Annotated in this window: 25 protein-coding genes; 14 read left to right on the top strand and 11 right to left on the bottom strand. The window is 64.5% G+C overall.

Going from position 1 to position 25,414, the window contains the following annotated elements; genetic code table 11:
- Positions 1-16: 16 nt before the first annotated feature.
- A complete protein-coding gene (locus ABIB95_RS11615) occupies positions 17-646 on the top strand; it encodes a TetR/AcrR family transcriptional regulator (protein ID WP_354239412.1) in 630 nt (209 codons plus the stop codon).
- Here ABIB95_RS11615 and ABIB95_RS11620 read toward each other — a convergent pair.
- On the bottom strand, positions 639-1,199 hold the full coding sequence (locus tag ABIB95_RS11620) for a GNAT family N-acetyltransferase (RefSeq protein ID WP_354239414.1): 561 nt from the start codon (positions 1,197-1,199) through the stop codon (positions 639-641). The two genes, ABIB95_RS11615 and ABIB95_RS11620, sit on opposite strands and share 8 nt — an antisense overlap.
- Positions 1,133-2,830, bottom strand: a complete 1,698-nt coding sequence (locus ABIB95_RS11625) for a GMC family oxidoreductase (protein WP_354239416.1) — start codon at positions 2,828-2,830, stop codon at positions 1,133-1,135. The genes ABIB95_RS11620 and ABIB95_RS11625 overlap by 67 nt, the downstream gene beginning before the upstream one ends.
- Before the next feature lie 262 nt (positions 2,831-3,092).
- On the opposite strand from ABIB95_RS11625, the gene ABIB95_RS11630 reads away from it, so the two are divergent.
- Entirely contained in the window at positions 3,093-3,863 is a 771-nt protein-coding gene (locus ABIB95_RS11630) for a metallophosphoesterase family protein (protein WP_354239418.1), read from the top strand.
- A gap of 42 nt (positions 3,864-3,905) precedes the next feature.
- Here the strand turns inward: ABIB95_RS11630 and ABIB95_RS11635 are convergent, their stop codons facing one another.
- From ABIB95_RS11635 to ABIB95_RS11650, 4 genes are read right to left on the bottom strand one after another with little or no spacing between them, the layout of a single operon-like run.
- Complete coding sequence (locus ABIB95_RS11635; protein ID WP_354239420.1) at positions 3,906-4,634, bottom strand: aspartate/glutamate racemase family protein; 729 nt, start codon at positions 4,632-4,634, stop codon at positions 3,906-3,908.
- A gap of 39 nt (positions 4,635-4,673) precedes the next feature.
- Complete coding sequence (locus ABIB95_RS11640) at positions 4,674-5,432, bottom strand: amino acid ABC transporter ATP-binding protein (protein WP_354239422.1); 759 nt, start codon at positions 5,430-5,432, stop codon at positions 4,674-4,676.
- Positions 5,429-6,091, bottom strand: coding sequence for an amino acid ABC transporter permease (locus tag ABIB95_RS11645; RefSeq protein ID WP_166102640.1), 663 nt, complete (start codon positions 6,089-6,091; stop codon positions 5,429-5,431). Before ABIB95_RS11645 ends, ABIB95_RS11640 begins: the two co-directional genes overlap by 4 nt.
- Before the next feature lie 6 nt (positions 6,092-6,097).
- Positions 6,098-6,934: a transporter substrate-binding domain-containing protein gene (locus tag ABIB95_RS11650; RefSeq protein ID WP_354239424.1), complete on the bottom strand. Its 837-nt coding sequence runs from the start codon at positions 6,932-6,934 to the stop codon at positions 6,098-6,100.
- Between the two features lie 236 nt (positions 6,935-7,170).
- On the opposite strand from ABIB95_RS11650, the gene ABIB95_RS11655 reads away from it, so the two are divergent.
- The 10 genes from ABIB95_RS11655 to ABIB95_RS11700 all read left to right on the top strand — a co-directional run bounded on the left by ABIB95_RS11655 (position 7,171) and on the right by ABIB95_RS11700 (position 16,514).
- Positions 7,171-8,088, top strand: a complete 918-nt coding sequence (locus ABIB95_RS11655; protein WP_354239426.1) for an NAD(P)-dependent oxidoreductase — start codon at positions 7,171-7,173, stop codon at positions 8,086-8,088.
- Positions 8,089-8,105: 17 nt separating this feature from the next.
- Positions 8,106-8,459: a RidA family protein gene (locus ABIB95_RS11660; RefSeq protein WP_028160714.1), complete on the top strand. Its 354-nt coding sequence runs from the start codon at positions 8,106-8,108 to the stop codon at positions 8,457-8,459.
- Positions 8,460-8,468: 9 nt separating this feature from the next.
- A complete protein-coding gene (locus ABIB95_RS11665; protein WP_354239428.1) occupies positions 8,469-9,695 on the top strand; it encodes a pyridoxal phosphate-dependent aminotransferase in 1,227 nt (408 codons plus the stop codon).
- Positions 9,692-11,353, top strand: a complete 1,662-nt coding sequence (locus tag ABIB95_RS11670) for a thiamine pyrophosphate-binding protein (protein WP_354239430.1) — start codon at positions 9,692-9,694, stop codon at positions 11,351-11,353. The genes ABIB95_RS11665 and ABIB95_RS11670 overlap by 4 nt, the downstream gene beginning before the upstream one ends.
- A gap of 3 nt (positions 11,354-11,356) precedes the next feature.
- Complete coding sequence (locus tag ABIB95_RS11675; protein ID WP_354239432.1) at positions 11,357-12,622, top strand: NAD(P)/FAD-dependent oxidoreductase; 1,266 nt, start codon at positions 11,357-11,359, stop codon at positions 12,620-12,622.
- Positions 12,623-12,631: 9 nt separating this feature from the next.
- Positions 12,632-13,375 carry an aspartate/glutamate racemase family protein gene (locus ABIB95_RS11680; protein WP_014492734.1) on the top strand — a complete coding sequence of 248 codons (744 nt, stop codon included), beginning with the start codon at positions 12,632-12,634 and terminating at the stop codon, positions 13,373-13,375.
- 120 nt (positions 13,376-13,495) lie between these two features.
- On the top strand, positions 13,496-14,188 hold the full coding sequence (locus tag ABIB95_RS11685) for a GntR family transcriptional regulator (protein ID WP_225005418.1): 693 nt from the start codon (positions 13,496-13,498) through the stop codon (positions 14,186-14,188).
- Positions 14,189-14,544: 356 nt separating this feature from the next.
- The gene (locus ABIB95_RS11690; RefSeq protein WP_354239434.1) at positions 14,545-15,087 is read left to right on the top strand and encodes a thiamine pyrophosphate-binding protein; all 543 of its coding nucleotides are present in this window, start codon (positions 14,545-14,547) and stop codon (positions 15,085-15,087) included.
- Entirely contained in the window at positions 15,087-15,677 is a 591-nt protein-coding gene (locus ABIB95_RS11695) for a thiamine pyrophosphate-dependent enzyme (RefSeq protein ID WP_354239436.1), read from the top strand. Before ABIB95_RS11690 ends, ABIB95_RS11695 begins: the two co-directional genes overlap by 1 nt.
- Positions 15,678-15,734: 57 nt before the next feature.
- Positions 15,735-16,514 (top strand): SDR family NAD(P)-dependent oxidoreductase, encoded by a 780-nt coding sequence (locus ABIB95_RS11700; protein WP_063981355.1) that lies wholly within the window; start codon positions 15,735-15,737, stop codon positions 16,512-16,514.
- Positions 16,515-16,518: 4 nt separating this feature from the next.
- Here the strand turns inward: ABIB95_RS11700 and ABIB95_RS11705 are convergent, their stop codons facing one another.
- Genes ABIB95_RS11705 through ABIB95_RS11715 form a run of 3 tightly spaced genes read right to left on the bottom strand, consistent with a single transcriptional unit; the run spans position 16,519 to position 19,538 of the window.
- Positions 16,519-17,346 (bottom strand): carbohydrate ABC transporter permease, encoded by an 828-nt coding sequence (locus ABIB95_RS11705; RefSeq protein ID WP_354239438.1) that lies wholly within the window; start codon positions 17,344-17,346, stop codon positions 16,519-16,521.
- Positions 17,343-18,191 (bottom strand): carbohydrate ABC transporter permease, encoded by an 849-nt coding sequence (locus ABIB95_RS11710; protein WP_085405270.1) that lies wholly within the window; start codon positions 18,189-18,191, stop codon positions 17,343-17,345. Before ABIB95_RS11710 ends, ABIB95_RS11705 begins: the two co-directional genes overlap by 4 nt.
- A gap of 6 nt (positions 18,192-18,197) precedes the next feature.
- Positions 18,198-19,538, bottom strand: a complete 1,341-nt coding sequence (locus tag ABIB95_RS11715; protein WP_354239440.1) for an ABC transporter substrate-binding protein — start codon at positions 19,536-19,538, stop codon at positions 18,198-18,200.
- Between the two features lie 77 nt (positions 19,539-19,615).
- On the opposite strand from ABIB95_RS11715, the gene ABIB95_RS11720 reads away from it, so the two are divergent.
- Entirely contained in the window at positions 19,616-20,671 is a 1,056-nt protein-coding gene (locus ABIB95_RS11720; protein ID WP_354239442.1) for a LacI family DNA-binding transcriptional regulator, read from the top strand.
- A 36-nt stretch (positions 20,672-20,707) separates the two neighbouring features.
- On the top strand, positions 20,708-22,858 hold the full coding sequence (locus ABIB95_RS11725) for an ADP-ribosylglycohydrolase family protein (protein ID WP_354239444.1): 2,151 nt from the start codon (positions 20,708-20,710) through the stop codon (positions 22,856-22,858).
- Positions 22,859-22,864: 6 nt separating this feature from the next.
- On the opposite strand, the gene ABIB95_RS11730 is transcribed toward ABIB95_RS11725, so the two are convergent.
- Positions 22,865-23,659, bottom strand: a complete 795-nt coding sequence (locus tag ABIB95_RS11730; protein WP_354239446.1) for an IclR family transcriptional regulator — start codon at positions 23,657-23,659, stop codon at positions 22,865-22,867.
- 19 nt (positions 23,660-23,678) lie between these two features.
- Positions 23,679-25,412 carry an FAD-dependent oxidoreductase gene (locus ABIB95_RS11735; RefSeq protein WP_231143313.1) on the bottom strand — a complete coding sequence of 578 codons (1,734 nt, stop codon included), beginning with the start codon at positions 25,410-25,412 and terminating at the stop codon, positions 23,679-23,681.
- Positions 25,413-25,414 lie beyond the last annotated feature (2 nt).

A 25,414-nucleotide genomic window follows, 5' to 3' on the forward strand; every position in this document is an offset into this window, starting at 1 on the left:
TTGGAACGATCGTTCCATGATGTCAAGTGAGAGTGGCATGAGTGGAAAGCCCCAATTCGATGACGATGCCGTGATCAACTCCGCGATGGATGTGTTTTGGCGTCACGGCTATTCGGCCTCGTCGATCGATCAACTGACGACGGCGATGGGCTTGTCGCGGTCCAGTATGTACAAGCGATTTCAAGACAAGGACGGGCTATTCGAGGAGGTCCTTTCGGCTTACGTCGAGCGCGTCGAGCGGCGCATGAGCGCCGTTCGAGGCGACACGAAGCGCCAACAGCTCGAAGCGTTGTTGCACGAATTCCTGCCCAGAGGAGGCAAGACGGCGCGGCCCGCTGGATGCATGCTGGCCCGATCGTGCGCTGAGATGGCCGATCTGCCTCCGGCAGGCCAGTCGGTCGCGCGGCAGGGACTTATGCGGCAGCGCGCGATCCTCGGCGGCATTTTACGCGAGGCGGTCGCAAGTGGAGAATTGGCGGCGACAGCTGACATCGACGGATTGGCGTGGCACTACCTCGGTGTGTTGCAGGCGATAATGAATTTGCCGCAAGCCGGCGCGACTGTTGGCGAGCTTCGCCGTGTCGTAGAACTTGCAATGTTGGCATGGCCGTTCCTCCCGCCTGCCAGCCAATCCAAGCCTACATAGGGGCAGCGAGCGATCGCTCCATGATGATCGTGCGTTCGTCGCCAAAGTAGCTGTCGCGCACGGCCTTGAACCCGAGCCGTGCGTAGAAGGATTCCGCGGTGACGGAAGACGGGACGGTCAACAAAGCGATCTCTCGCTCGCGCGCGATGCGTTCGATCTCGGCCATCAGGAACTTGCCGATCCCCTGCGCCTGAACGTCGGGAGCCACGAAGACCGTGCGGACGACGCTTCCGTCAAGGCTCGCCGTTCCAACGACGCGGCCGCCAACGGCGGCAACAAGGACCGTGCGTTTGCGGATCAGCTCCAGAACGGCGGTCGGGCTGAAGCTATGCTCAACCCGCTCTATGATCTCGTCTGTGTAATCCCTCGCATTTGTCTCGCGCAGTGTGCGCAGAATGACGGCGCTGATTTCGCCGCTATGCTCTTCGCGCGCCGGGCGGATGCTGCAATCCATTGATCCCTCCACCTCCCGGCAGTCGCTAGCCCTCACTGCATTATCGACGCCGCGATCTTCTCCGCCGACATCAGCACCGGAAAATTGGTGTTGGCGCATGGCACCACCGGGAAGATCGAGGCGTCGACGACGCGCAGGCCCTGAATGCCTTTGACGCGGCCTTGATTATCGACCACCGCCATCGGATCGTCGGCCCGGCCCATGCGGCATGAGCACGAGGCGTGCCACACCCCGATGGTCGCCTTGCGGACGAAGGCTTCCAGCGCATCGTCGTCGTTCATCACCTGGTCGAAGGTGAAACCTTCGACGACGAAATTGTCGATCAGGTAGTGGCGCAGCGCCGCCGGCCCGTCCATCAAGGTCGCGGCGATCTTGGTCAGGATCCTGTTTTTGGTATTGACCACGCCGATCTTGCGCACCTTGTCCGTATAGGCGGCCGGAAACGGCTTGTCCGTCACCGCTTTCACCACGTCGCTCATCTGCACGGCCGCCATCTTGCGGAAGCCGCTCATCAGGCGATCGAGATCGCGGCGGTCGGACAGCAGATTGAACTCGACGATCGGCTCGGCGGCGGGATCGCGCGAGGCGAGCTTGACCTGTCCGGTCTCGGAATAGGTCTTGTTGACGAAGGTTAGCAGCGAGCCGATCTGCTCGCCGACCGCGTGCCAGGCCGATTTGCTGAGCAGGACGACGAACATGTCGCCCTTCGGTACGCCCGACAGCCCGGATGAATAACGCAGGCCAAGCTGCATGTGGCGCCTGGTGTGCTCGTTCATGCGCGCGCCGCGGCGGACAAAGGACGACAGCGAAATCGAGGGATGATCCATCAGGCGCTGACCGACGCCTGCCAGCCCCATCAGGACCGGAATGCCCATATCCTTGAGGTGACCGACCGGGCCGATGCCGGCGCGCAGGAGATGCGCCGGCGAATGGATCGCGCCGCTGGAGAGGATGATCTCGCGGCCGCGGAATTCCTGTTCCCGTCCGTCGACCATCGCCTTCACGCCGACGCATTGCGTGCCTTCGAACAGCAGCTCTCTGACCTGCGTGTTGGTGGAGATGGTGAGATTGGCGCGCTTGCGCGTGTCACGATCGAGATAACCCATCGCGGCCGAGACGCGTTGCTCGGCCTGATTGGAATGGGTCACCGGAAAATAGCCGTCGACGAACTCGCCGTTCTGGTCCGGCACGAACTGATGGCCGGCCTGCTGGAAGGCGTCGGCGAACGCCTGCGAATGCCGCGTCCAGTGTTCACGCGGAATTCTGCGTACCGGAATTCGGCCGTCCTTGCCGTGGTACGGTCCGTCGAAATCGAGGTCGCGCTCGACCTTCTTGAAGAAGGGCAGCACGTCGTTCCAGCTCCAGCCGTCGGCGCCCCGCGCGTCCCATTCATCGTAGTCGGTCGGTGCGCCGCGGTTGGCCATCTGGCCGTTGATCGACGAGCCGCCGCCCAGCACGCGCGCCTGCTCGTATTTGCGTAAGGGAGGACGCGCTTCGTTCGGATTGTTGTGGCTGACGATCTGGGTCGTGACCTTGAGTTCGGTCCAGTGGAAGCGGGGATCGAAATAGGCCGTGCCCGGATAGCTGTCCCTGATCTCGGCGGGCTCGTTGCCGGGCGGTGTGTCCTGTCCGGCCTCGCACAGCAGGACCTTGTTGGCGCTCTTTGCGGAGAGCCGGTGGGCCAGCACGGACCCCGCCGAGCCGCCGCCGACGATAATGAAGTCGTACACGATTGGCGTTTCCTCTTGGTCTTGTCCGGGAAACGTAGCGTGTTATTTTCCCGAGGTCACGTCGGCATTGCCGCGACCGTTCGTAACTCGCATCGCTTACCTGGCAACCACGATCGTGTAATTCTTCTGGCAGCGCCGATTTGATCCTCAGCTTGCGGGCGCTTCTACAAATGCAGCTAAAGAGACGTAGCTAAATTGACTAGCCAGTCCTGCATCCCCCGCATAGCGAGAACGATCGGCCATTCCGAATGGGAGGGGCCAAATGAGATTTGCTGCCATCGCGGACGTGCATGGGAATCGTCCGGCACTTGAAGCCGTCCTTGCGGACATTGCCACGCTCGGCATCGCTGAGGTCGTGAACCTCGGCGACCACGTCAGTGGCCCGCTTGAGGCAGCCTGGACCGCGGACCTGTTGATGGCGCGAGGCTTTCCGTCGATCCGGGGCGATCAGGATCGAATCCTCGTCGAGCTCTGGCAGGCCGGCGGCTCCCCTCGCAGCGATTTCCGTGAGCTCGCGCGCAAGCATTTCGACTGGATGGCAAGCATGCCGTCCACGCTCACGTATCAGGGACGGGTGTTCCTGTGCCATGGATCGCCAAGGGATGACGCTGCTTTCTGGCTCGACCACATCGCCGACGACGGCTGCCCGCGTCCGAGCGGCATCGACGCGATCGAGGCTGAAGCTGAGGGGATCGACGCCGAGATCATCCTGTGCGCCCACACGCACATTCCGCGCGTGGTCCGCCTGAGGGATGGCCGGCTGGTCGTGAATCCCGGCAGCGTCGGCTTGCCCGGTTATGACGGGAAGGTGCCCGTTCCCTACGTGGTCGAGGTCGGCACGCCGCATGCGTGCTACGCGATCCTGGAGCATGCCGAGAGAGGCTGGTGCGCGACGATCCGCTGCGTGCCCTACGACACCGCGGCCATGGCCGCACTGGCGCGCAACAAAGGCATGCTCAGCTGGGCAAGCGCGATTGCGACGGGTTGGGTGGAGCGCGAGGGGAGGGAGGCCGACGCGTCCGTCACGCCCTGACGCGTCTCGTTCCGGCCGGCAACGAGGGGCAGCGGGGCTCGTTCAGCGCAGGAACGGCACGGGATGGGCCGCGCGATAGAAGAAGTTGATCAACGTGTTGATGTCGAACACGGGCAGGTTCGAGACTTCGGCAACGTCCTTCGAGAACGGGCACATGTTGGTGCACTCGAACAGAATCGCGCCCGGGTTTTTGCAGGACGCCATGAAGGCTTCCGTCATCTCGATCATCTCGGCACGGAGCACGTCGGTGTCCAGCTCCTCGCGGCCGAGAATGTAAGTCGCGGGGAATTGCGCATCGGGCTTCATGCCCTGGATCTGGACGGGGATCTCGTCCGGCGACCAGCCGACACCGCGGAAGTGCCCCTCGTTCATGTGGTGGCCGCGTTCGGTGAAGATGCCGATGACCTTGCCCGGCGGCAGCATGGCATGGATCAACGGTGCCTGGATCAGGCTCGAGGTGAAGACCGGGATGTTCACGGCGGCCGCGAGTTGTTTCTGGAATGGCGCGAGGAAGCCGCAGCTCGTCGTGATCGCCTTGACGCCGTCGGCTTCCAGCTCGCGGGCCGCCGCGATGAACGGCTCGAGCAGGGCGGGATCGGGATGGTCGCCCATGATCCTTGTGGCGTGTGCGCCGCGCACGATCTTGTAGCGCACCGGGAAATCATAGGAGAGCGCATTGCCGATGTCGCCGCGCAGGCGCGGGAAGCGGGTATCGAGCATCAGGATGCCGATCGTCTCGCCGTAATTCGTGAAGCCGCCGCGGAGTTTCATGGGTGTCCCCACCGATTCGGAATGGTCGTGCCAGGCAGTCTAATGCGTCTCGTGAAACCGGCTGAGGAAGGACTTCAGCCGTTCGCTGCGGGGCTGGCGGATGGTCTCTTCGGGCGTGCCGATCTCGGCCATGATGCCGTCGTTCATGAAGCCGACGCGGGTGGAGACGTCGGCGGCGAAGGCCATCTCGTGCGTCACCAGCACCATGGTCATGCCTTCGCTCGCAAGGCTGTGGATGACGGACAGGACTTCGCCGACAAGTTCGGGATCGAGCGCCGAGGTCGGTTCGTCGAACAGCATCACGTCCGGCTTCATCGCGAGCGCACGCGCGATCGCGACGCGCTGCTTCTGGCCGCCGGACAGGCGGCTCGGAAAGGCGTCGGCCTTGTCGGCGAGGCCGACCTTGGCGAGCAAATCGCGGCCAAGCGCATCGGCTTCGTTTCGCGCCATGCCCTTCACCTGCACCGGCCCTTCGGTGACATTGGCGAGCACCGACATGTGCGGGAACAGGTTGAAATGCTGGAACACCATGCCGACGCTGCGCCGAAGCAGCGCGAGCTGCGCATCGCCGGCGGCGCGCATGCCTTTGCCGAAGGCGAATTGGTGCGTGCCGATGGCAAGCGCGCCCTGCTGCGGCATTTCCAGGAGGTTCAGGCAGCGCAGGAAGGTGGACTTGCCGGAGCCGGAGGCGCCGATCAGGGTGACGACCTCGCCGCGTGCGACCGAGAGCGAGACGCCCTTGAGCACCTCATGGTCGCCGAACGCCTTGTGGATGTTGTCAGCGATCAGAGCACTCATCGATGCGCTCCCATCTTCAGCTCGACCCTATCCGCGACCAGCGTCAGCGGGAACAGCACGACGAAATAAAGCACGGCGATCGTGGTGTAGACCTCGAGCGGCTTGTAGCTCGACGCCGTGATGACCGTGCCCTGATAGAGGAGGTCGCCAACCGCGACCACCGACACCAGCGAGGTGTTCTTCAGCTGCATGATGGTCTGGTTGATGAAGGAGGGGATCATCACCTGCGTCGCCTGCGGCAGCACGATGCGGCGAAAGATCTTGCCGCGGCGCATGCCGATGGCGCGGCCGGCCTCCCACTGGCCGGTGTCGACGGCTTCGATGCCGCCGCGGAAGATTTCCGCATAGAACGAGCCGGCATAGAGCGACAGCGCGATGAAGCAGGCCATCGCCGGCGACATGTCGACGCCGATCAGCACGGGCAGGGCGTAGTAGACCCAGATCAGCTGCACCAGCAGCGGCGTGCAGCGGAACACCTCGATATAGAGACGCAACGGCACCGTGACCCAGCGCGGTGCCGTCGTGCGCAGGATGCCGACGAACAGTCCGATGGCGAGACCCGCGACCACCGTGGTCACCGTGTAATACACGGTGACCAGGAGCCCTTGGCAGATCAGGCCCCAATACGGCTTGAGCGCCGCGAAGTCCCAGACATACATGGCCGATCAGAACTGCACTTCGGCCGGAAGATCGTCGGCGGTGAGGCCGACGGCCTCGAAGCCTTTCAGCATCCAGTCGCGGGTCTGGCCCATCGCGCGGTTGTAGTCGGCCCAGGCGCTGAGGAAATCCTTGTAGCGGCGGTCGCTCTCGGCGCGGATGCCCATGTTGGTCGGCAGCGTCAGCAGCGGGCGCGGAATGGCGAGATCGCCGAGGTTCGGGTTCTTCTTCAGCGTCGAGACCGAAAGCACCGCCAGCGAGACGTTGCAGTCGGCACGTCCCGTCGCAACCGCCAGGATCGCCTCGTCGCGGTTCTTGAAGCCGAGGATGGTCGCCTTCGGACAGTAGCGGCGCGCGATCGTCTCATGGGTCGAGCCGATGTCGACGGCGATCTTGACCTCGGGCTTGTTGAGCTCGGCCCAGGTCTGCGGCTTGGCAAAGCCCTTCTTGGTGATGACGGTGAAGGAGTGCACCAGGATCGGCGTCGAGAAGTCGATGACGAGCGCGCGCTCCGGCGTCGGGTTCACGGCGAAGGCGAGGTCGACCTTGTCGGCCTGGAGATCGAGGATCTGGTTGCCCCAGGTCGATTCCAGCGTCTCGACCTTGGCGCCCAGCTTGCCGGCGATGTCCTTGGCCATGTCGATGCAGGCGCCCGACCATTCGTTGGTGGCGAGGTCCTTATGGAAATAGGGCTCCTGGCCGACGATGACAGCGACGCGCAGCACGCCATTCTTCTTGATGCGGTCGAGCGTCGAGGCCGGCGCATCGGCCTTGGCCGGGCCGCTCGCGGCGGCGATCGCTGCGCCTGCCAGCGCGACGGTGGTGAGAGCATCCCTGCGATTCATGGTCTCTGTCTCCCTGGAATCTGGGTCGGATCGTGTGTCCGGCCTCTGTATTCCTGTATTCAGGATAAAATGCAATACGGTATTTCAACTTGCTGACCATTTGGGCGGCAAGGCAGAATTGAGCCCAATATCTTGGCAGGATTGAGCAAAATTCCTGATGGAGAGGGGTTGTAAATTGCATTTAAGTCTGAATACAAGACTGAACGCAATATGGAAGTGAGCTGAAGGAGAGGCCTGTGCGCGCCCTATTCGTCGATGCGAACGAGACCCTGGCAGCGGTGACCGACAAGCTGCTGGCCTCGCAGAAGCTGCCGGTCAGCATCAACCGCAATCCCTCGATCAAGCCCGACGATCTGCCCGGCCTGCTCGGCGATGCCGAGATCATGATCGTCGACCACACGGCGGTGCCATCAGCGATTGCCGAGAAATGCGCGGAGCTGAAGCACGTCGTCTTCCTCGGCACCGGCGCGCGCAGCTACATGAATCCGGAGGAGCTCGCCGAGCGCGGCATCTCCGTCCACACCATCAAGGGTTATGGCGACACCGCGGTTGCCGAATGCGCGATCGCGCTGATGTGGGCGTCTGCGCGAAATTTTGGCGAGATGGATCGCGGCATGCGTGAGGGCAACTGGCTGCGCCGTGACGCGGTGCAGCTCACCGGCAAGACGCTCGGCCTGATCGGCTTCGGCGGCATCGCGGCGGAAGCCGCGCGCATGGCGGCAGGCTGCGGCATGAAGGTGATCGCCTGGAACAGGACGCCGAAGACGCATCCCGGCGTCGAGTTTGTTTCGCTGGAGAAGCTGCTGGCCGAGAGCCACGTAATCTCGCTGCACCTCCTGCTCAACGACGAGACCAAGGGTTTTCTGTCGCGTGAGCGCATCGCCCAGATGCGTAAAGGCAGCATCCTGATCAACACCGCGCGCGGCGCCGTCGTCGACGAGGACGCGATGCTTGACGCGCTGCGTTCAGGCCACATCGCGCATGCCGGCCTCGACGTCTTCACCGTCGAGCCGCTGCCGGCGGGGCATCCCGTAACCAAGCTGCCGAACGTGACGCTGTCGGCGCATTCGGCGTTCCGCACGCCCGAGGCGAGCGACAACCTCATCGGTGCGGCGCTCGATCACTGCCGCCGCATCATCGCCACCGGCAAGTAAAGACATAAGGACATCCCATGTCGGATATCACCCGCATCGACCAGAACGCCCGCCGCAGCCGCGCTTCCGTATTCGGCGATCTCGTTTTCCTCGCAGGTCAGGTGGCGGACACCAAGACCGCTGATATCACCCAGCAAACGAAAGAGGCGCTGGCGAAGGTCGACGACATGCTGGCGCGCGCCGGCACCGACAAATCGCGCCTGCTCAGCGTGCAGGTCTGGCTCAAGACCATGGACGATTTCGACGCCATGAACGCGGTCTATGATGCCTGGGTCGTGCCGGGCAACACGCCGACCCGCGCCTGCGGCAAGGTCGAGCTTGCCGATCCCGCCTTCCGTATCGAGGTGATCGCGATCGCCGCGCGCAGTTGAGGCTCGGCCGTGACTGTCCAGGCGCCCGCATCGACCTTCCGTCCCGCCCAGCGCATCAGCGCGATCGGCGTCTCCGAGATCCTCAAGATCGGCGCGGTCGCGCAGCGGCTGAAGCGCGAGGGGCGGCCGGTGATCGTGCTGGGCGCCGGCGAGCCTGATTTCGACACGCCTGACTATGTCAAGGACGCCGCGGAGTGCGCCATCCGCGCCGGCCAGACCAAATACACCATCCTCGACGGCACGGTGGAATTGAAGGCGGCCATCGCCGAGAAATTCCGCCGCGAGAACGATCTCGTCTATGCCGCCGACGAGATCACCGCAGGTGCCGGCGCCAAGCAGGTGATCCACAACGCCTTCATGGCGAGCTTAAGTCCAGGCGACGAGGTCATCCTCGCCGCGCCCTATTGGACCAGCTATGCCGACATGGTGCGCATCGCCGACGGCACGCCGGTCGACGTGCCCTGCCGCGAGGAGAACGGCTTTCGCCTCGATGCCGCCGATCTCGAACGCGCGATCACGCCGAAGACGCGCTGGCTGCTGTTGAACTCTCCGTCCAATCCGACCGGAGCCGCCTATTCGGCCGCGCAGCTTCGCCCGATCCTGGATGTGCTCAAGCGCCATCCGCATGTCTGGTTGATGGCGGACGACATCTACGAGCACCTGATCTATGACGGCATGCCGTTCGTGACCGCGGCGGCGCTCGAGCCGAGCCTGAAATCGCGTACGCTGACCGTGAATGGTGTTTCCAAGGCCTACGCCATGACCGGCTGGCGCGTTGGCTACGGCGGCGGTCCGCGCGAATTGATCGCAGCGATGGCGGTGGTGCAGAGCCAGAGCACGACCAATCCCTCCTCGGTGAGCCAGGCCGCTGCGATCGCCGCGCTGACGGGGCCGCAAGGCATCCTGATCGAGCGCCGTGCCGCGTTCCAGCGCCGCCGAGACATCGTGGTCGATGCGCTCAACGCCATCGACGGCGTCACCTGCCGCCGGCCGGAAGGAGCGTTCTATACCTATGCGAGCTGCGCCGGCCTGATCGGTCGCCGCACGCCGGATGGGACCGTTATCGATAGCGATGCCGCGTTCTGCCGCTTCCTGCTGGAGAGGCATGACGTGGCCGTGGTGCCGGGCAGCTGTTTCGGCCTTGCACCTTATTTCCGCCTGTCCTACGCCACCTCGGAACAAAACTTGCGCGAGGCCGTGATGCGCATCGCCAAAGCCTGCAGGGAGCTGTCATGACCATTCGCAACACCCGCACCGGGGGCCAGATCCTGATCGATCAGCTCGTCGCCCAAGGCGTCGAGCGCGTCACCTGCGTGCCGGGCGAGAGCTATCTCGCGGCACTCGACGCGCTGCATGACAGCCCGATCGACGTCGTGATCTGCCGCGCCGAGGGTGGTGCTGCGATGATGGCGGAAGCCTATGGCAAGCTCACCGGCCGTCCCGGAATCTGCTTCGTCACCCGCGGCCCCGGCGCCACCAATGCCAGCCACGGCGTCCACATCGCGATGCAGGATTCGACGCCGATGATCCTGTTCGTCGGACAGGTCGACACCGGCATGCGCGAGCGCGAGGCGTTCCAGGAGCTCGACTACAAGGCGGTGTTCGGCACCATGGCGAAATGGGCCGTCGAGATCGATCGCCCCGATCGCATTCCGGAGCTGGTCGCGCGTGCCTTCCGCGTCGCCATGCAGGGCCGTCCGGGTCCCGTGGTGATCGCGCTGCCGGAGAACATGCTGACCGAGACCGCGGCCGTTGCGGACGCCATGCGCATTGAGCCGGCCGTGAGCTGGCCGGCGCCCGCTGACATCGAGCAGGTCAGTGCGATGCTGGCGAGTGCGAAGGCGCCGCTCGTCATCCTCGGCGGCTCGCGCTGGACGGATGAGGCGACCAAGAGCATCGCGCGCTTCGCCGAGCGGTTCGACCTGCCGGTCGCGACCTCGTTCCGCCGGGCCTCGCTGATCGACGCCGATCATTCGCATTATGCCGGCGATCTCGGCATCGGGCCGAGCCCGGGCCTGAAGGCGCGCATCGACAACGCCGACGTCATTCTCCTGATCGGCGGCCGCATGTCGGAGATGCCGTCCTCGTCCTACACGCTGTTCGACATTCCGACCCCGCAGCAGAAGCTGATCCACGTGCACCCGGGCTCCGAAGAGCTCGGCCGCATCTATCAGCCGGCGCTCGCGATCCAGGCGACGCCCGCCGCGTTCGCCGCCGCCGTCGAGACGCTGAAGCCCGCTGGCGCCGTTGCCTGGAAGGGTGAGGCGGCCAAGGCGCATGCCGATTACCTCACCTGGACCGACAAGGCGCGTGAGCTGCCGGGCACGTTCCAGTACGGTCAGGTCATGACCTGGTTGCGCGACCGCCTGCCGAAGGACGCGATCGTCTGCAACGGTGCCGGCAACTATGCCGGCTGGATCCATCGCCATCACCGCTTCCACAGCTTTGCCGCCCAGCTCGCGCCGACTTCGGGCTCGATGGGATATGGCGTGCCGGCCGCGGTGCTTGCAAAGCGGCAATATCCGGATCGCGTCGTCGTCGCCTTTGCCGGTGATGGCTGCTTCCTGATGAATGGCCAGGAATTCGCGACCGCCGTGCAGTACGACGCGCCGCTGGTGGTCATCGTCGTCGACAACTCGCAATACGGCACCATCCGTATGCACCAGGAGCGTGATTATCCCGGCCGCGTGGTCGGAACTCAGCTCAAGAACCCTGACTTTGCGATGTATGCGAAGGCATTCGGTGGCCATGGCGAGCGCGTCGAGCGCACCGAAGAGTTTGCGCCGGCGTTCGAGCGCGCGCTCGCTTCGGGCAAGCCGTCGATCCTCCACTGCATCATCGATCCGCGCGCGATCTCGGTCGGCAAGGATTTCGCGCCGGCGGTGAAGGCGTAGCCGATGTCGGAAGGCCGCCACGTCGCTATCATCGGAGCCGGCGCGGTCGGCGTGATCAGCGCCATCGAGGCGCTGCGCGAGGGGCATCGCGTCACGCTGATCGACGTAGGTGAGCCTGGTGGCGAACAGGCGGCGAGCTACGGCAATGCCGGCTGGCTCTCCTCCCATTCGGTGATTCCGCCGGCCGAGCCGGGCCTCTGGAAGAAGGTGCCGGGTTATCTGATGGACCCGCTCGGCCCGCTCGCGATCCGCTGGTCTTACTTGCCGAAGGCGCTGCCCTGGCTGATCAAGTATTTGCTCTCGGGCTGGACCGAGGCACGGGTCGAGAAGACCGCCTTTGCGCTGCGCGATCTGCTGAAGGACGCGCCGCTGCTGCACAAGAAGCTCGCGGAAGAAGCGGGCGTGCCCGAGTTGGTCGAGCGCAACGGCGTGATGCACGTATTCCCGTCGCGCGGCAATTTCGACAGCAATCTCGGCTGGCGCCTGCGCAAGAAGGTCGGCGTCGAATGGCTGGAGCTCAACGCCGACGAGATGCGTCAGCGCGAGCCGGATCTGCATCCGCGCTACACCTTTGGCGTGGTGGTGGAGGAAGCCGGCCGCTGCCGCGATCCCGGCGCTTACGTTGCGGCGCTGGCCCAGCATGCGCTCGCGAGCGGTGCCAAGCTCGTTCATGCCAGGGCGACCGGTCTGAAGCTTTCAGGCAACAAGCTCGTTGCCGTTCTCACCGAGACCGGTGAGATTGCTTGCGATGCCGCGGTGGTCGCCGCCGGCGCGCGGTCAAAACAGCTCACCGCATCCGTCGGCGATCCCTTGCCGCTCGAAACCGAGCGCGGCTATCACGTCATGATCGAGAACCCGGAATCGGGTCCGCGCAGCTCGATGATGGCGTCCGACGTCAGCATGGTGGTGAACTGGACCGACAAGGGCCTGCGCGCCGCCGGCACGGTCGAGATCGCGGGCCTCGAGGCCGCGCCGAACTGGAAGCGCACCGAAATCTTGCGCAACAACCTCTTCAGCATGTTCCCAAAGCTGCCGAAGGACATTCCCCCCTCGCGCATCAAAACATGGTTCGGTCATCGGCCGAGCATGCCGGACGGCCTTCCCTGTATCGGCCATGCGCGTGCCTCGCGTGATATCGTCTACGCCTTCGGCCATGGCCATGTCGGCCTGGTCGGATCGGCCCGCACCGGCCGTCTGGTCGCGCAGCTTCTGAGCGGCAAGCAGCCGGAGATTCCGCTCGCGCCGTTCGCGCCCACTCGCTTCCTCTGAGAACGCAACATGACCTATCCAGCCAACTCGTCCTCTCGCATCGCCCGCGGCGGCAAGGCCATCTATGGCGCGCCGCTCGGCATTTTGATGCTGGAAGCGCGCTTTCCCCGCATTCCCGGCGACATGGGCAACGGCACGACCTGGCCGTTCCCCGTGCTCTATCGGGTGGTGAGCGGCGCGTCGCCGGAGAAGGTGGTGCTGAAGGGCGCCGCCGGCCTGCTGCCTGACTTCATCGATGCGGCCAAGGACCTGGTCCGGTTGGGCGCGGAAGCCATCACCACCAATTGCGGCTTCCTCTCGCTGTTTCAGAAGGAGATCGCGGCCGCCGTCGGCGTTCCCGTTGCGACCTCGTCGCTGATGCAGGTGCCGTGGGTGCAGGCGACCTTGCCGCCGGGCAAGCGCGTCGGCCTCGTCACGGTATCAGGCTCGACCTTGACGCCGGCCCATCTCGAAGGCGCCGGCGTGCCGCTCGATACGCCACTGGTCGGCACCGAGCACGGCAAGGAATTCTTTCGCGTCCTGATCAAGGCCGAGAAGGACGACATGGATGTCGCCCAGGCCGAGCGTGACGTGGTCGAGGCGGGCAAGGAGCTGGTCGCGAAGAATCCGGATGTCGGCGCCATCGTGCTTGAATGCACCAACATGCCGCCTTATGCGGCAGCTTTGCAGGCCGAAGTTGGACTGCCGGTCTACGACATCTATTCCATGATCACCTGGTTTCATGCTGGACTGCGTCCGCGCGCATTTGCCTGAGTCCGGCTGTCGCAAAGCTCTGCACAAGATGTGCTAGGCAGCTGTTTGGATTGCAATCGTCCATACAGCCCCGGTATATTGGGCTGTGTTCGGGCATGAATGCAGCTTATGAAGAGCAACGTGGAACTGGCTTCCGATAGTATCGTCGATCGCGTCTATGAACAGCTCAAGGCGATGGCCGTGAGCTATGAGTTCAAGCCGGGCGAACGGCTCAACGAGGGCGAGCTGGCAAAACGCCTCGGCGTCAGCCGCACGCCGCTGCGCGAAGCGCTCAACCGTCTCAACACCGAAGGCTTCCTGCGCTTCACGCCGGGCAAGGGCTTCTTCTGCCGCGAGCTCGACGCGCACGAGATCTTCGATCTCTACGAGCTGCGCAAGTCGATCGAGGTCGCCTCGATCCGCCTCGCCATCAAGCGTGCCAGGGACGAGGACATCGACGCGCTCCTGAAATTCCTCGAAGCCACCGGTCCCGATCCCGGCGAGCGTTCGTCGGTGGAGCTGGTCGAACTCGACGAGACCTTTCACGAGCGGTTGATGGGGATGTCGAACAACGCCGAGATGCTGCGCGTGCTGCGCAACGTCAACGCCCGCATCCGCTTCGTGCGCTGGATCGACATGGACCGCATCAACCGCTCCAACACCCAGGCCGAGCACCGCGCGGTCGTCGAAGGGTTGAAGGCGCGCGACGAGGAGGCCTGCGTCTCGGTGCTGGAGAAGCACATCGACCGCCGCCTTGATCGCATCACCTCCGCGATCAAGGAAGGCTACGCGCAGATCTATATGCCGGCTGCGGCGAGGTCCGCGGCGAATTGAGTCGCTAGTCCAAGCGACAGTGTCTCTTCCCTTCTCCCCTCATGTCCGCCGAAGCCTTGGCGAAGGCGGATGCGGGAGAAGGTGGCGCGAAGCGCCGGATGAGGGGTATCTCTCCGCGCATATCGATGCATATGAATGCGCCGAGAGATACCCCTCACCCCAATGAATTTGTATCTTCCTGCGGTGACGCCCTCTCCCGCAAGGGGAGAGGGCGCAGTCATGCGCATCGTGCTCTGGTCCAGGCGACAACGGAAAAGGCAGCTATACAATCCTTCAATACCTGATCGTGCCAGACGGTCAGAGCCGTCGCGCGGAATAATCGCTAGGGTCCGCTCGAATGTCACGGAGACCTCGCGGTGCACAGCCCTCAACCGAATCCTGAAACGCGCGGCAGCGACGACTGGCCGTCCGAGCTCTATCGTATCCTCAAAGCCGCCGACGTCAGGCAGATGTCCTACGTGCCGGATGCCGGCCACAGCCAGCTCATCCGCATGTTCTCGGCCGACCGCGACGTCACCACCAACGTGCTGACGACCGAGGAGGAGGGCATCGCCATCGCCGCCGGCGCCTGGCTCGGCGGTCAGCGCAGCGTGCTGCTGATGCAGTCGAGCGGCGTTGGCAATTGCATCAACATGCTGTCGTTGTCGGCGATCGGGCGCTTTCCGCTGCTGATGCTGGTGACCATGCGCGGCGAATGGGCCGAATTCAATCCGTGGCAGGTGCCGATGAGCCGGGCGACGCAGCCGTCGCTGGAAGCGATCGGCCTGAAAGTGATGCGCGCGGAGACGGCGGAGGATCTGGTCGAGACGGTCGAATCGGCGGCATCGCTCGCCTACGAGTCCGATCAGCAGATTGCGGTCCTGATCGGGCAGCGCCTGATCGGCAAGAAGAAGTGGTGATGCCGATGCAAGCTCAACTCGATCGTCGCGCCGCTGTCGCCGCGCTCCTGAAGGACCGCAAGGACACGCTGGTCGTCTCCGGTCTCGGCTCGCCCACCTACGACCTGCATTCCGTGGGGGATCACGACGGCAACTTTTATCTCTGGGGCGCGATGGGTGGCGCCGCGCTGATCGGGCTTGGGCTCGCGCAAGCCCAGCCGGGCAAGCGCGTCCTTGCCTTGACGGGCGATGGCGAGCAGTTGATGGGTCTCGGCGGCATCGCCACCATCGGCGTCGCGCGTCCGCGCAATCTCGACATCGTCGTGATCGACAATCAGCATTTTGGCGAGACCGGCATGCAGGCGAGCCACACCGGCCGTGGCGTCGATCTCACGGCAATTGCCGCCGCCTGCGGCTTCGCCGCGACCGGAACCGTGCGGACGCTCGAGGAGGTGCAACGCCTCGCCGCGCAGATCGCCGGACCGGCCGATGGCGCGCGGCTTTTTGTCATCAAGGTTTTGGCCGAAAATCCGCCGCGCTCGCTGCCCTCGCGCGATGCCGTCTTTATCAAGAACCGGTTCCGTGCTCATCTCGGCTTTGCGGCGGCTTGAACCCGGGTCCTCTCCGGGATAGCTCGCTGCCCAAGCAGCTATCCTGGAGTGAGACCCATGAAACTATCCGGCAAGGTCGCCGTCATCACCGGCGCGGCGCGCGGCATCGGCAAGGCGTGCGCAAAGCGATTCCTCGACGACGGCGTCAAGGTCGTCATCTCGGACGTCGATACGGATGAGCTCGAGAAGACCGTCAACGAGCTGGGCAAGCCCAAGGAATTGTATGCCGTGCCATGTCACGTCGCACGGCGTGCGGACGTCGATCGCGCGGTGGCGACCGCGGTCAGGGAATTCGGCCGGCTCGACATCATGGTCAACAATGCCGGCGTCGCCCGCAACCGGGACATCCTGGAGATTTCCGAAGAGGAATTCGACGAAATCATCGGCATCAATCTGAAGGGCGCGTTCTTCGGCGTGCAGGCTGCCGCGAAGCAGATGATCGCGCAGGGCGGCGGCGGGGTCATCATCAACATGTCCTCGGTGAACGCGCTGCTGGCGATCCCGACGCTTGCGACCTACGCCATTTCCAAGGGCGGCATGAAGCAGCTGACCTCGGTCGCCGCCGTCGCGCTCGCCCCGCACAACATCCGCGTCGTGGCGGTCGGGCCGGGCACGATTTTGACCGATATGGTGGCGTCGTCCATCTATACCTCGGAGGATGCCCGCAAGACGGTGATGTCACGCACGCCGGCCGGCCGCGGCGGTGAGCCGAGCGAGGTGGCCTCCGTCGTGGCGTTCCTGGCGAGTGATGACGCGTCTTACATCACCGGGCAGACGATCTATCCGGATGGCGGGCGGTTGATCCTGAACTACACGGTGCCGGTGAAGGACAAGTAGGGCTTCAAGACTTCACCGCGCCCGACGTCATGCCGTCGATGAACTGACGCTGCAGCAGCACGAAGATCGCAACGATCGGCAGCACGATGGTGACGGCTGCGGCCAGCATCTCGCCCCAGTCGGTCGAATACTGGCCGGTCAGATTGTAGAAGCGCACGATCGCCGTGACGTTGCTGTCTTTCTGCAGGAACGTCACGGCGATGACGAACTCGTTCCAGGCGTTCAGCCCGACGATGATGGCGACCGTGAGCAGACCGGGCCGCATCATCGGCAGGATCACGTACCAGAAGGTCTGCCACGGCTTTGCGCCATCAACTTGGGCTGCTTCCTCGAGCGCGACGGGAATCGCGAGCGCGTAGGTGCGCAAGAGGAAAATTGCAAACGGCGAGAACATCGCCGTGTAAATCAGCGCCACCGCGGGGATCGAATTGACCAGCCCGAGCTTCGCGAAGATGAAGTAGAGCGGGTAGAGATAGAGCTGCACGGGCACGGTGATCGTGGCCATGAAGTAGAAGGTGATGAAGCGCCAGAATTTTCCCTTCTGCCGCGCCAGCACATAGGCGCAGGGCGTCGCGGTGACGCACACCATCAGAATGGTCAGGATCGCGACTTCGGCACTGTGCAGCAGGCTCGGGCCGAGTTGGGCGTTGCGCCAGGCGGAGGAAAAATTCTCCCAGTGCAACTGGGTCGGCAGCGCGAGCGGATTGCTGCCGATCTCGACCGTCGTCTTCAGTGCGTTCATCACGGCGAGCACGATCGGCAGCAGCGAGCTGAACGATGCGATACCGATCAGCCCGAGGCTGAATGTCCTGCTCCAGCGATCCCCGATCATGTCGATTGCGCGTCGTCGGTGATCTGGAGCCAGAGATAGACGGCGGTGGCACACAGGCCGAACAGGCTCATGACGCAGGCGGCGGCTGCAGCCTGGCCGACGTCGCCTTCGAAGAAGGCGTGGCGGTAGGCAAATGTCGCCAGCACCTCGCTGCCATAGGCGGGGCCGCCGCGGGTGACGATGAAGATGAATTCGAAGACCTGGAACGACCAGATCACGGTCAGGATCAGCATCAAGGTCAGCGTCGGGCGGATGCCCGGGATCAGAACGTAGCGGAACAAAGCAAAGAAGCCGGCTCCGTCGAGCCGCGCGGCTTCGATCTGGTCGATGCTGATCTGCCGCATCGCCGACAGGAACACGACCGCGAGAAAGCCCCACCAGTGCCAGATGTCGACCGCGGCGACAGCATAGAGCGAGCGGTCGGGATCGGCGAGGGGATCGGAGATCGAAAAGCCGTGCTCGTTTAACCAGGCGACGACGCCGGTCGCTGGGCTGAAGATCATGCCCTGAAAGATGCGGCCCGTGACTGCGACGGCGATGATGCGCGGCAGGAAGATGATGGACTGGACCACGATGCGCGCCTTCGGCGCCATCAGCAGCGCCGCTGCCATCACGAGCGCGAGGCAGACCGGCACGGTGAGGAAGATCGCCGTCCAGATGAAGTTATTTGTCAGCGCCGACCAGAACACGGGATCGGCGAACATGTTCTGAAAGTTGGCCAGTCCCGCCCACGCCGGCTTTCCGACACCGTCCCACATGAAGAACGCCGCCGTGAATGTCAGCACGGCGGGAACCAGGATGATGCAGACGTTAATCAGGAGCGCTGGAAGCGCGAAGAGCCACATCGTGCGTCAGGCCGTCCGCGGCGGCAGCGGCGGCACCTTGCCTTCCTTTGCTTCCTGGCTGAAGAGCGTCTGCATCCGCGTGAGGTAAGCGTCCGGCGTGATCTTGTTGAGCCAGACCTGCTCGATGCCTTCGATCAGATAGGAGTTGGTGGCGCCGGGCCAGAACGTCCAGGTGGTGAAGCCGTACTGCCCCTTGCTGAACGCTTCGTGCAGATTCGCGATCGTCTTCTCGAATAGGGGATAGCCGATGCCCTGGAGCATGTCCGGCGGCAGGTCCTTCACCGGGAGTGCCCATTTGCCGGGCCAGTCGCGGTTCATGGTCTCGTAGAACTTGCGCGTCAGCATGAACTCGAACACTGCGGCTGCGCCTTCCGCATTCTGCGAGTTCTTGGCGATCGACAGCGTCGCGCCGCAGGCGAGATGGACCAGTGATCCCGTGAAGGCCGAGCCGAGGGTCGGCGTCGGCATGACGTCCATCACGGTATCGGGCTTCGACATGCCGTAGGATTTGGTGCCGAACGACCAGGTGCCGCTGAACGCCATCGCCGCCTTGGCGTTGACGACCTGGAGGAAGCTCTGCTCGATGGTCAGCGAGAAATAGTTCTTGCCGAAATAGCCCTTGTTGTACCACGCCTTTGACAGTTCGACCGCCTCGACGAACGGCGGCGCGGTCCAGGGCAGTTCGCCGGCAAGTGCCTTGCGCACGTTGTCGGGGCCAGCGACGTTGTTGAAGAACACCGTCATCAGCCACTCGTTCACGCCCTTCCAGTCGGCATTGCCGGCGCCGAAGGGGATGATGCCTTTGGCGAGCGCTGCGTCTGCGATCGCTTCCATCTCCTGCCGGTTGGTCGGCTGCTTCCAGCCGTTCTGCTTGAACAGCTCCTTGTTATAGAACAGGTGCATCGACTCGTAGTCGCGCGGCAGCGCGTAGAGCTTGCCGCCGTAGACGCTGGTGTTGAGCAGCGGCGCCAGGAAGCGATCCTTCCACTTGTACTTCTCGGCGAAATCGTCGAGCGGCAGCACCTGGCCGGCATTCGCGATCGCGGTGAGATAGGCGGGACCCGCTGTCTGCACGATGTCCGGGCCGTTACCGGCGACGAGTGCGACCTTCAGGAGGTTGTTGACGGCGGCGCCCTTCACCTCGAGCTGGAGCAGATATTTGTCCTGCGAGGCGTTGAACGCCTCGACCAGATCGTTGCGCAGCGCGGCCTGGCCGTCCGAATTCGCCTGGCCGAACCAGAAAGTCACGACCTTGCGCCCGTCCTCGGCGCGAACGTCGCGCGGCAAGCTCGCGGCAAGCGCGGCAGCGGGGATGGCGGCAACAAGCTGGCGTCGGGTCATGGTCATGGCGATGAACCTCGGTTTCCTCAGGTCATTGGCGGTGATTGTTGATTTTCCTTTAATAATACGTATAACTAAGCCAGATGACGACGTCAACAACGAGGACGAAGCGGGGGAAGGGGCGCGACAAACAGGCGTCGGCCCGCCCCACGCAGAAGGATATTGCGCTCGCGGCCGGTGTTTCGCAGGCCGCGGTGTCGCTCGTCCTGAACAAGACGGAGACGCCGTCCGTTCCGCCTGCGACGCGCACGCGCATCCTCCAGGTCGCGCAGGAGCTCGGCTATCAGCCGAACCATCCGGCGCGGATGCTGCGCAGCGCGCGGACCATGACGTTTGCCTGTGTCATTCCAGATATCACCAACCCGTTCTATCCGGGCCTCGTCCGGGGATTGCAGACGGTCGCGGCGCCGGCTGGTTACGACGTCCTGATCTTCGACACCGACGGGCGGCCGGAAGGCGAGGCCCGCGCCATCGACTGGTTGCTCCAGGGGCGGGCCGACGGCGTCGTCGCAACGTTCTTTCATCTGCGGGCGCCCCAGCTCGCCGTGCTCGCGCGTAAGGGCATCCCGCTGGTGCGGCTGGAGAGCCAGCACAAGCCGGACGGACCGCTCGCGATCGACAGCGTCTATATCGACAATGCCGAAGCGGCCGCGGAAATGACGCGGCTTCTGATCGCGCGCGGGCACCGGCGCATCGCGATGATCCAGGCCGAGTTCGGCCCGAGCCAGCGGCGCGCGCAGGGTTACGGCGCGGTGATGCGGGAAGCCGGACTTGCGCCAGATTTCATTACCGATAGCGCTTATTCCGAGGAATCCGGCGCGCGTGCGATGAAGCGGCTGCTCGAAAGAAAGGGCGATCGCCCGACCGCCGTGTTCGGCGCGAGCGACGTGCTGGCGCTCGGTGCGATGGAGGCGGCGCGTGCTTCCGGGCTCTCTATCCCCAGCGACATTGCAATCGCCGGCTTCGACGATATCCCGGTCGCAAAGCTGCTCGGGCTCACCACGGTGCGGCAACCGGAGTTCGATCTCGGCGCGCTTGCGGCGGAAACGCTGGTCAAGCGGTTGCAACCGGGCGGGCTCGCGGCGCCGGGCCGGAGCCATGAATTGAAATTCGAGATCATGAAGCGCTCGTCGGTCTGACCCGCGAGCCAAGAAATTGGATATGGGAGTGAACTCGTGACAGCTATTCCTCATGACTACGCGGAGCGGGTCTATGCCGGCGTGCTTGGCAAGCTCATCGGTGTCTACCTCGGCCGGCCCTTCGAGGGCTGGACCTATGAGCGCATCATGAAGGAGCTCGGGCCGATCAACTACTATGTCAACGAGCGTCGTGACGTCGCGTTGCGATCCCATCATCTCGTCGTCACCGACGACGACGTCTCCGGCACTTTTGCGTTTCCCCGCTCGCTTGCCGACAATGGCTATCCGAAGCGTCTCACCTCGAGGCAGATCGGGCAAGCCTGGCTGAACTACATCGTCGAGGAGCGCGCCATCCTGTGGTGGGGTGGCATCGGCAATTCCACCGAGCACACCGCCTATCTGCGGCTGAAGTCCGGTATCCCGGCGCCGCAGAGCGGCTCGATCGAGCTGAACGGAACGACCGTAGCCGAGCAGATCGGTGCGCAAATCTTCATCGACGGCTGGGCGATGGTGAGCCCGGGTAATCCGGAGCAGGCCGCTTATCTGGCCGAGCAGGCCGGGCGCGTGAGTCATGATGGTGAATCCGTGCATGCCGCAAAACTGCTCGCGGCGATGGAGGCGCTGGCCTTCGTCGAGCACGACGTGCAGAAGCTGATCGATGTCGGGCTCGGCTTCGTGCCGAAGGACGCGCTGATCCGGCGCGTCGTCAACGACGTCCGGGAATGGCACGCCGGCGACAACGGCAACGACTGGGAACGGACCCGTGCGCTGATCGCCGAACGTTACGGCTACGACAAATTCCTCGGCAATTGCCATGTCGTGCCCAACCACGCGCTGATCATTCTGGCGACGCTCTACGGCGGGAACAGCTTTCAGGAGGCGATGCGCATCGCCAACACGGCCGGCTGGGATACCGACTGCAATGCCGGCAATGTCGGTTGCCTGTTCGGCATCCGCACCGGACTTGCCGGCCTCGACGCCGGGCCGGACTTCCGCACCCCCATCGCCGACCGCATGTACATCTCGACGGCCGATGGTGGCGCTGCGATCTCCGACGCCGTGATCGAGACGCAGTCGCTGGTCGCGGCCGGGCTTGCGCTCGCCGGTGCGCCGGCGCTGGCGGTCGCCAAGGACGGCGCGCGCTTCAACTTCAACTTTCCGGGCAGCCTGCAGGGCTTCCACGTGAAGGGCGGCTCGCCCGCACGGCTCCATGAGGTCGAGCTCAGCAATGTCGCCGGCCACAGCCGCACTGGGGAGCGGAGTCTGGCGATCGACTTCCGCCGTCTGGCCCCCGGACGCGTGGCACGCGTTGCGAGCCCCACCTTCTTCGACAAGGAGGTGTTTACGATGCCGACCTACCAGCTTGTGGCCTGTCCGACGCTGTATTCGGGGCAACGGGTCGAGTGCCGGATCGAATCGGAGGCGGATAGCGGCACCGTGGCGGTGCGGCTGTTTTCCAGCGTCTATGACGAGCACGACGAGCTGATCCAGATCTACGGCGATGCGCAGGAACTGACCGGCGGCTGTCACGCCGTGCTGAGCTGGGAGGTGCCGGAGACCCATGCCTATCCGATCTTCGAGATCGGGGTGGAGATCGAAACGCGCGATCCGCTCGGCGTCGATGGCACGCTCTATCTCGACTATCTGACCTGGGGTGGCGCGCCTGACACCGTGCTGAAGCGGCCGGACAACAATCTGAGCACGATGTGGAAGCACGCCTGGGTCAACAATGTCAGCCAGTTCCAGACCCGCTGGGAGGGCCTGCGCGTTACCAATGGCGACGGGCTCGGCTTCATCGCGCAAGGTACGCGCGACTGGAAGGATTATCGCGTAACGTCCGAGATCATGCCGCTGCTGGCGAGCGCCTGGGGCCTCGCGGCGCGGGTGCAGGGACGCGAGCGCTACTACGCGCTGATGTTCGACCGTGCCGAGGGCGGCCGCGTCCGTTTGGTCAAGCGCGTGCATGACGAACTCGTGCTCGCCAGCGAACGCTTCGACTGGCAGCTCGACCGGAGATATCGGATTGAGCTGCGCGTGGCCGGAAGCGACATCGAAGCCCATGTCGATGGTAAAAAACTCTTCAGCGTTCAGGATACGGGCGATCTCCCGTTGACCAGCGGCGCCGTCGCGCTCGTGGTCGACAGCGGATCGATCTCCGCGGAAGAGGTGCGGGTGTCGCCGGCCTAACAGGCCTCACTCCGCCGCGATCGTCATCCCGTAGCCGAGCCGCTTCGAGATGCCGCCGGCGCAGTCGCGCAGGGCATGGGCGATCGGGCTGTCCCAGCGCGCATCAAACGTGCCTTCCGGCCCCATCGCGGTGATCACCAGCGCGACATGGCCGGAATGATCGAACACCGGCGCCGAGAATGCATTGACGCCGGGCAGGGGATCGCCGAGCGCGCGGGCGAGGCCGTGCTTGCGGACCTCGGTGAGCATCTCGGCGACCTTCGCGCCTTTCACCGCCCGCTTCGGATTGTAGCCGACGCCATAACGGTCGAGGCCGCTTTCGAGCGCGGCGTTGATGGTCTTCTCCGGCAGGAACGCTGCAAAGGCGCGGCCGGTCGCGGTTTCGAGCAGCGCCATCACCGAACCGGCACGCATCACGATGTGCACGGGCTGGCCCGGCTCTTCGAGCTGCACCACGGTCGGGCCGTGCGTGCCCCAGACCGCGAGCGAGACCGCATGGCCGATCTGGCTCGCAAGGCCTGCGATCTTCGGACGCGCGATCCGCACGCCGGAGAGACGGCGCAGGCTGATCAGGCCGAGCTCCAGCGCCAGCGCGCCGATCTCGTAGCGGCCGGTGGTCTCGTCCTGCTCGATCAATCCGATGCGGGAGAAGCTGGCGAGATAGGGATGCGCCTTGGCCGGCGTCATGCCGGCCTCGCGCGCGAGATCGCGCAACATCATCGGTTCGCCGCATCTCGCGAGCGCGCGAAGCAATTCTCCGCCGACCTCGATCGACTGGATGCCGCGGCTTTCTCTCTTCATGCGTCTCCTGGCGCGTGGCTTACGCCGCGTTGCGCTTGGCGGCGCTGTCGGCGAGATGACGGCCGGCAATGTAGCCGAAGGTCAGCGCCGGCCCAAGCGTGATGCCGGCACCGGGATAATTGCCGCCCATGATGCTCGCCATGTCGTTGCCCGCGGCATAGAGCCCGGGAATCACCCGGCCTTCGGCGTCCAGCGCCCGCGCGTTCTCGTCGGTGACGATGCCGGCATAGGTGCCGAGATCTCCGATCACCATCTTGATGGCGTAGAACGGGCCGTTCTTGATCGGTGCGATGCAGGGATTTGGACCGTGCATGGCGTCGCCCTGGTAGCGGTTATAGGCTTTTGAACCTTTGCCGAAGGCGGCGTCGTGCCCTTGCGGCGCAGTCGCATTGAACTGCCTGACCGTCTCGGTGAACGCCGTCGCGTCGATGCCGGTCTTCGCCGCCAGCGCCTCCAGCGTGTCGCCGCGCATGAGATAGCCGGTATCGAGGTGATGACCGAGCGGCATCGGGAACGGCGGCACACAGCCGAGGCCGTATTTGCGCAGCGTCGGGTGATCGCAGACGAGGTATGCGGCGATCTCCTCGCCGGGCTTTGCGGCCTTGATCATGGCCTGGACGAAGTCGTGATAGGAATTGCCCTCATTGGCAAAGCGCTTGCCGTCCCGCATCACCGCGATTACGCCGGGTTTGGCACGGTCGATGAAATGCGGCATCACGCCGCTCGAACCATCCTTGCGTTTGGTCACCGACACCGGCACCCAGGCCGCCGCGTTCGGTAGGCGATCCTCGACATGTCCGCCGGCGCTTTCGGCAAGGCGCAGGCCGTCGCCGGTGTTGCCGGCCGGTCCCGGCGAATAATGCTCATGGCCGGTCGGTGCGTGTGGAAACATCTTCTTGCGGCGTTCGACGTCATGCGGGAAGCCGCCGCAGGCGAGCACGACGCCCTGTCGCGCGCGGACGCGCACCTCGCGGCCTTCGCGCGAAACGACGGCGCCAGTCACAGTGCCGTTCTCGACCGTCAGCTCGCGCACGGGCGAGGACAGCCACATCGGAATCTTCAGGTCCTGCGCGGATTTCGCGAGGCGCCCGGCAAGCGCGTTGCCGTTGGTCAAGGTCATGCCGCGGCCATAGCGCAGCACGTCCATCAGGTGCCGTGACAGGCGCTTGGCGACGTATACCGCCGAGGTCAGCGACTTCGTCACGCGCATGAAATGGATGATCTCCTTGCCGGAGCCTAGCATCATGCCGAACACGGTGAGCTCGGGAAGCGGCATGCCCAGCGTCTTGATCTGGTCGCCGAGCTCGCGGCCGTCGAACGGGCGCGTCACCATGGAGCGGCCGCCCTGCGCGCCGCCCGGCGCTTCGGCGTGATAGTCGGGAAACACCAGTGGCATGTCGAAGCGCAGCGCGGTCCTGGTGGTGAAGAAATCGACCGCCTCGGGACCCGCACTCAGGAATGCATCGACCCGCGCGGCATCGAAGTTGTTGCCGGCTTCGTGCCGCAAGTAGGTGCGGGCCTGCTCCGGCGCCTCCTCGATGCCGTAGGCCTTCGCCAGCGAGGTGCCGGGGATCCAGAGCCAGCCGCCGGAGCGGGCGGTGGTGCCGCCGAAGCGCGGCTCCTTCTCGACGATCAGCACGTCGAGGCCGCGATAACCCGCGGTGATCGCGGCCGACATGCCGGAGGCCCCCGATCCGGCCACGAGCACATCGCACTCGTAAGTCTCAATTGCGTTGCGCTCGTTGCCGGTCATGC

Source organism: Bradyrhizobium sp. LA2.1 (genome assembly GCF_040547725.1).
Classification (GTDB): Bacteria; Pseudomonadota; Alphaproteobacteria; order Rhizobiales; family Xanthobacteraceae; genus Bradyrhizobium; species Bradyrhizobium barranii.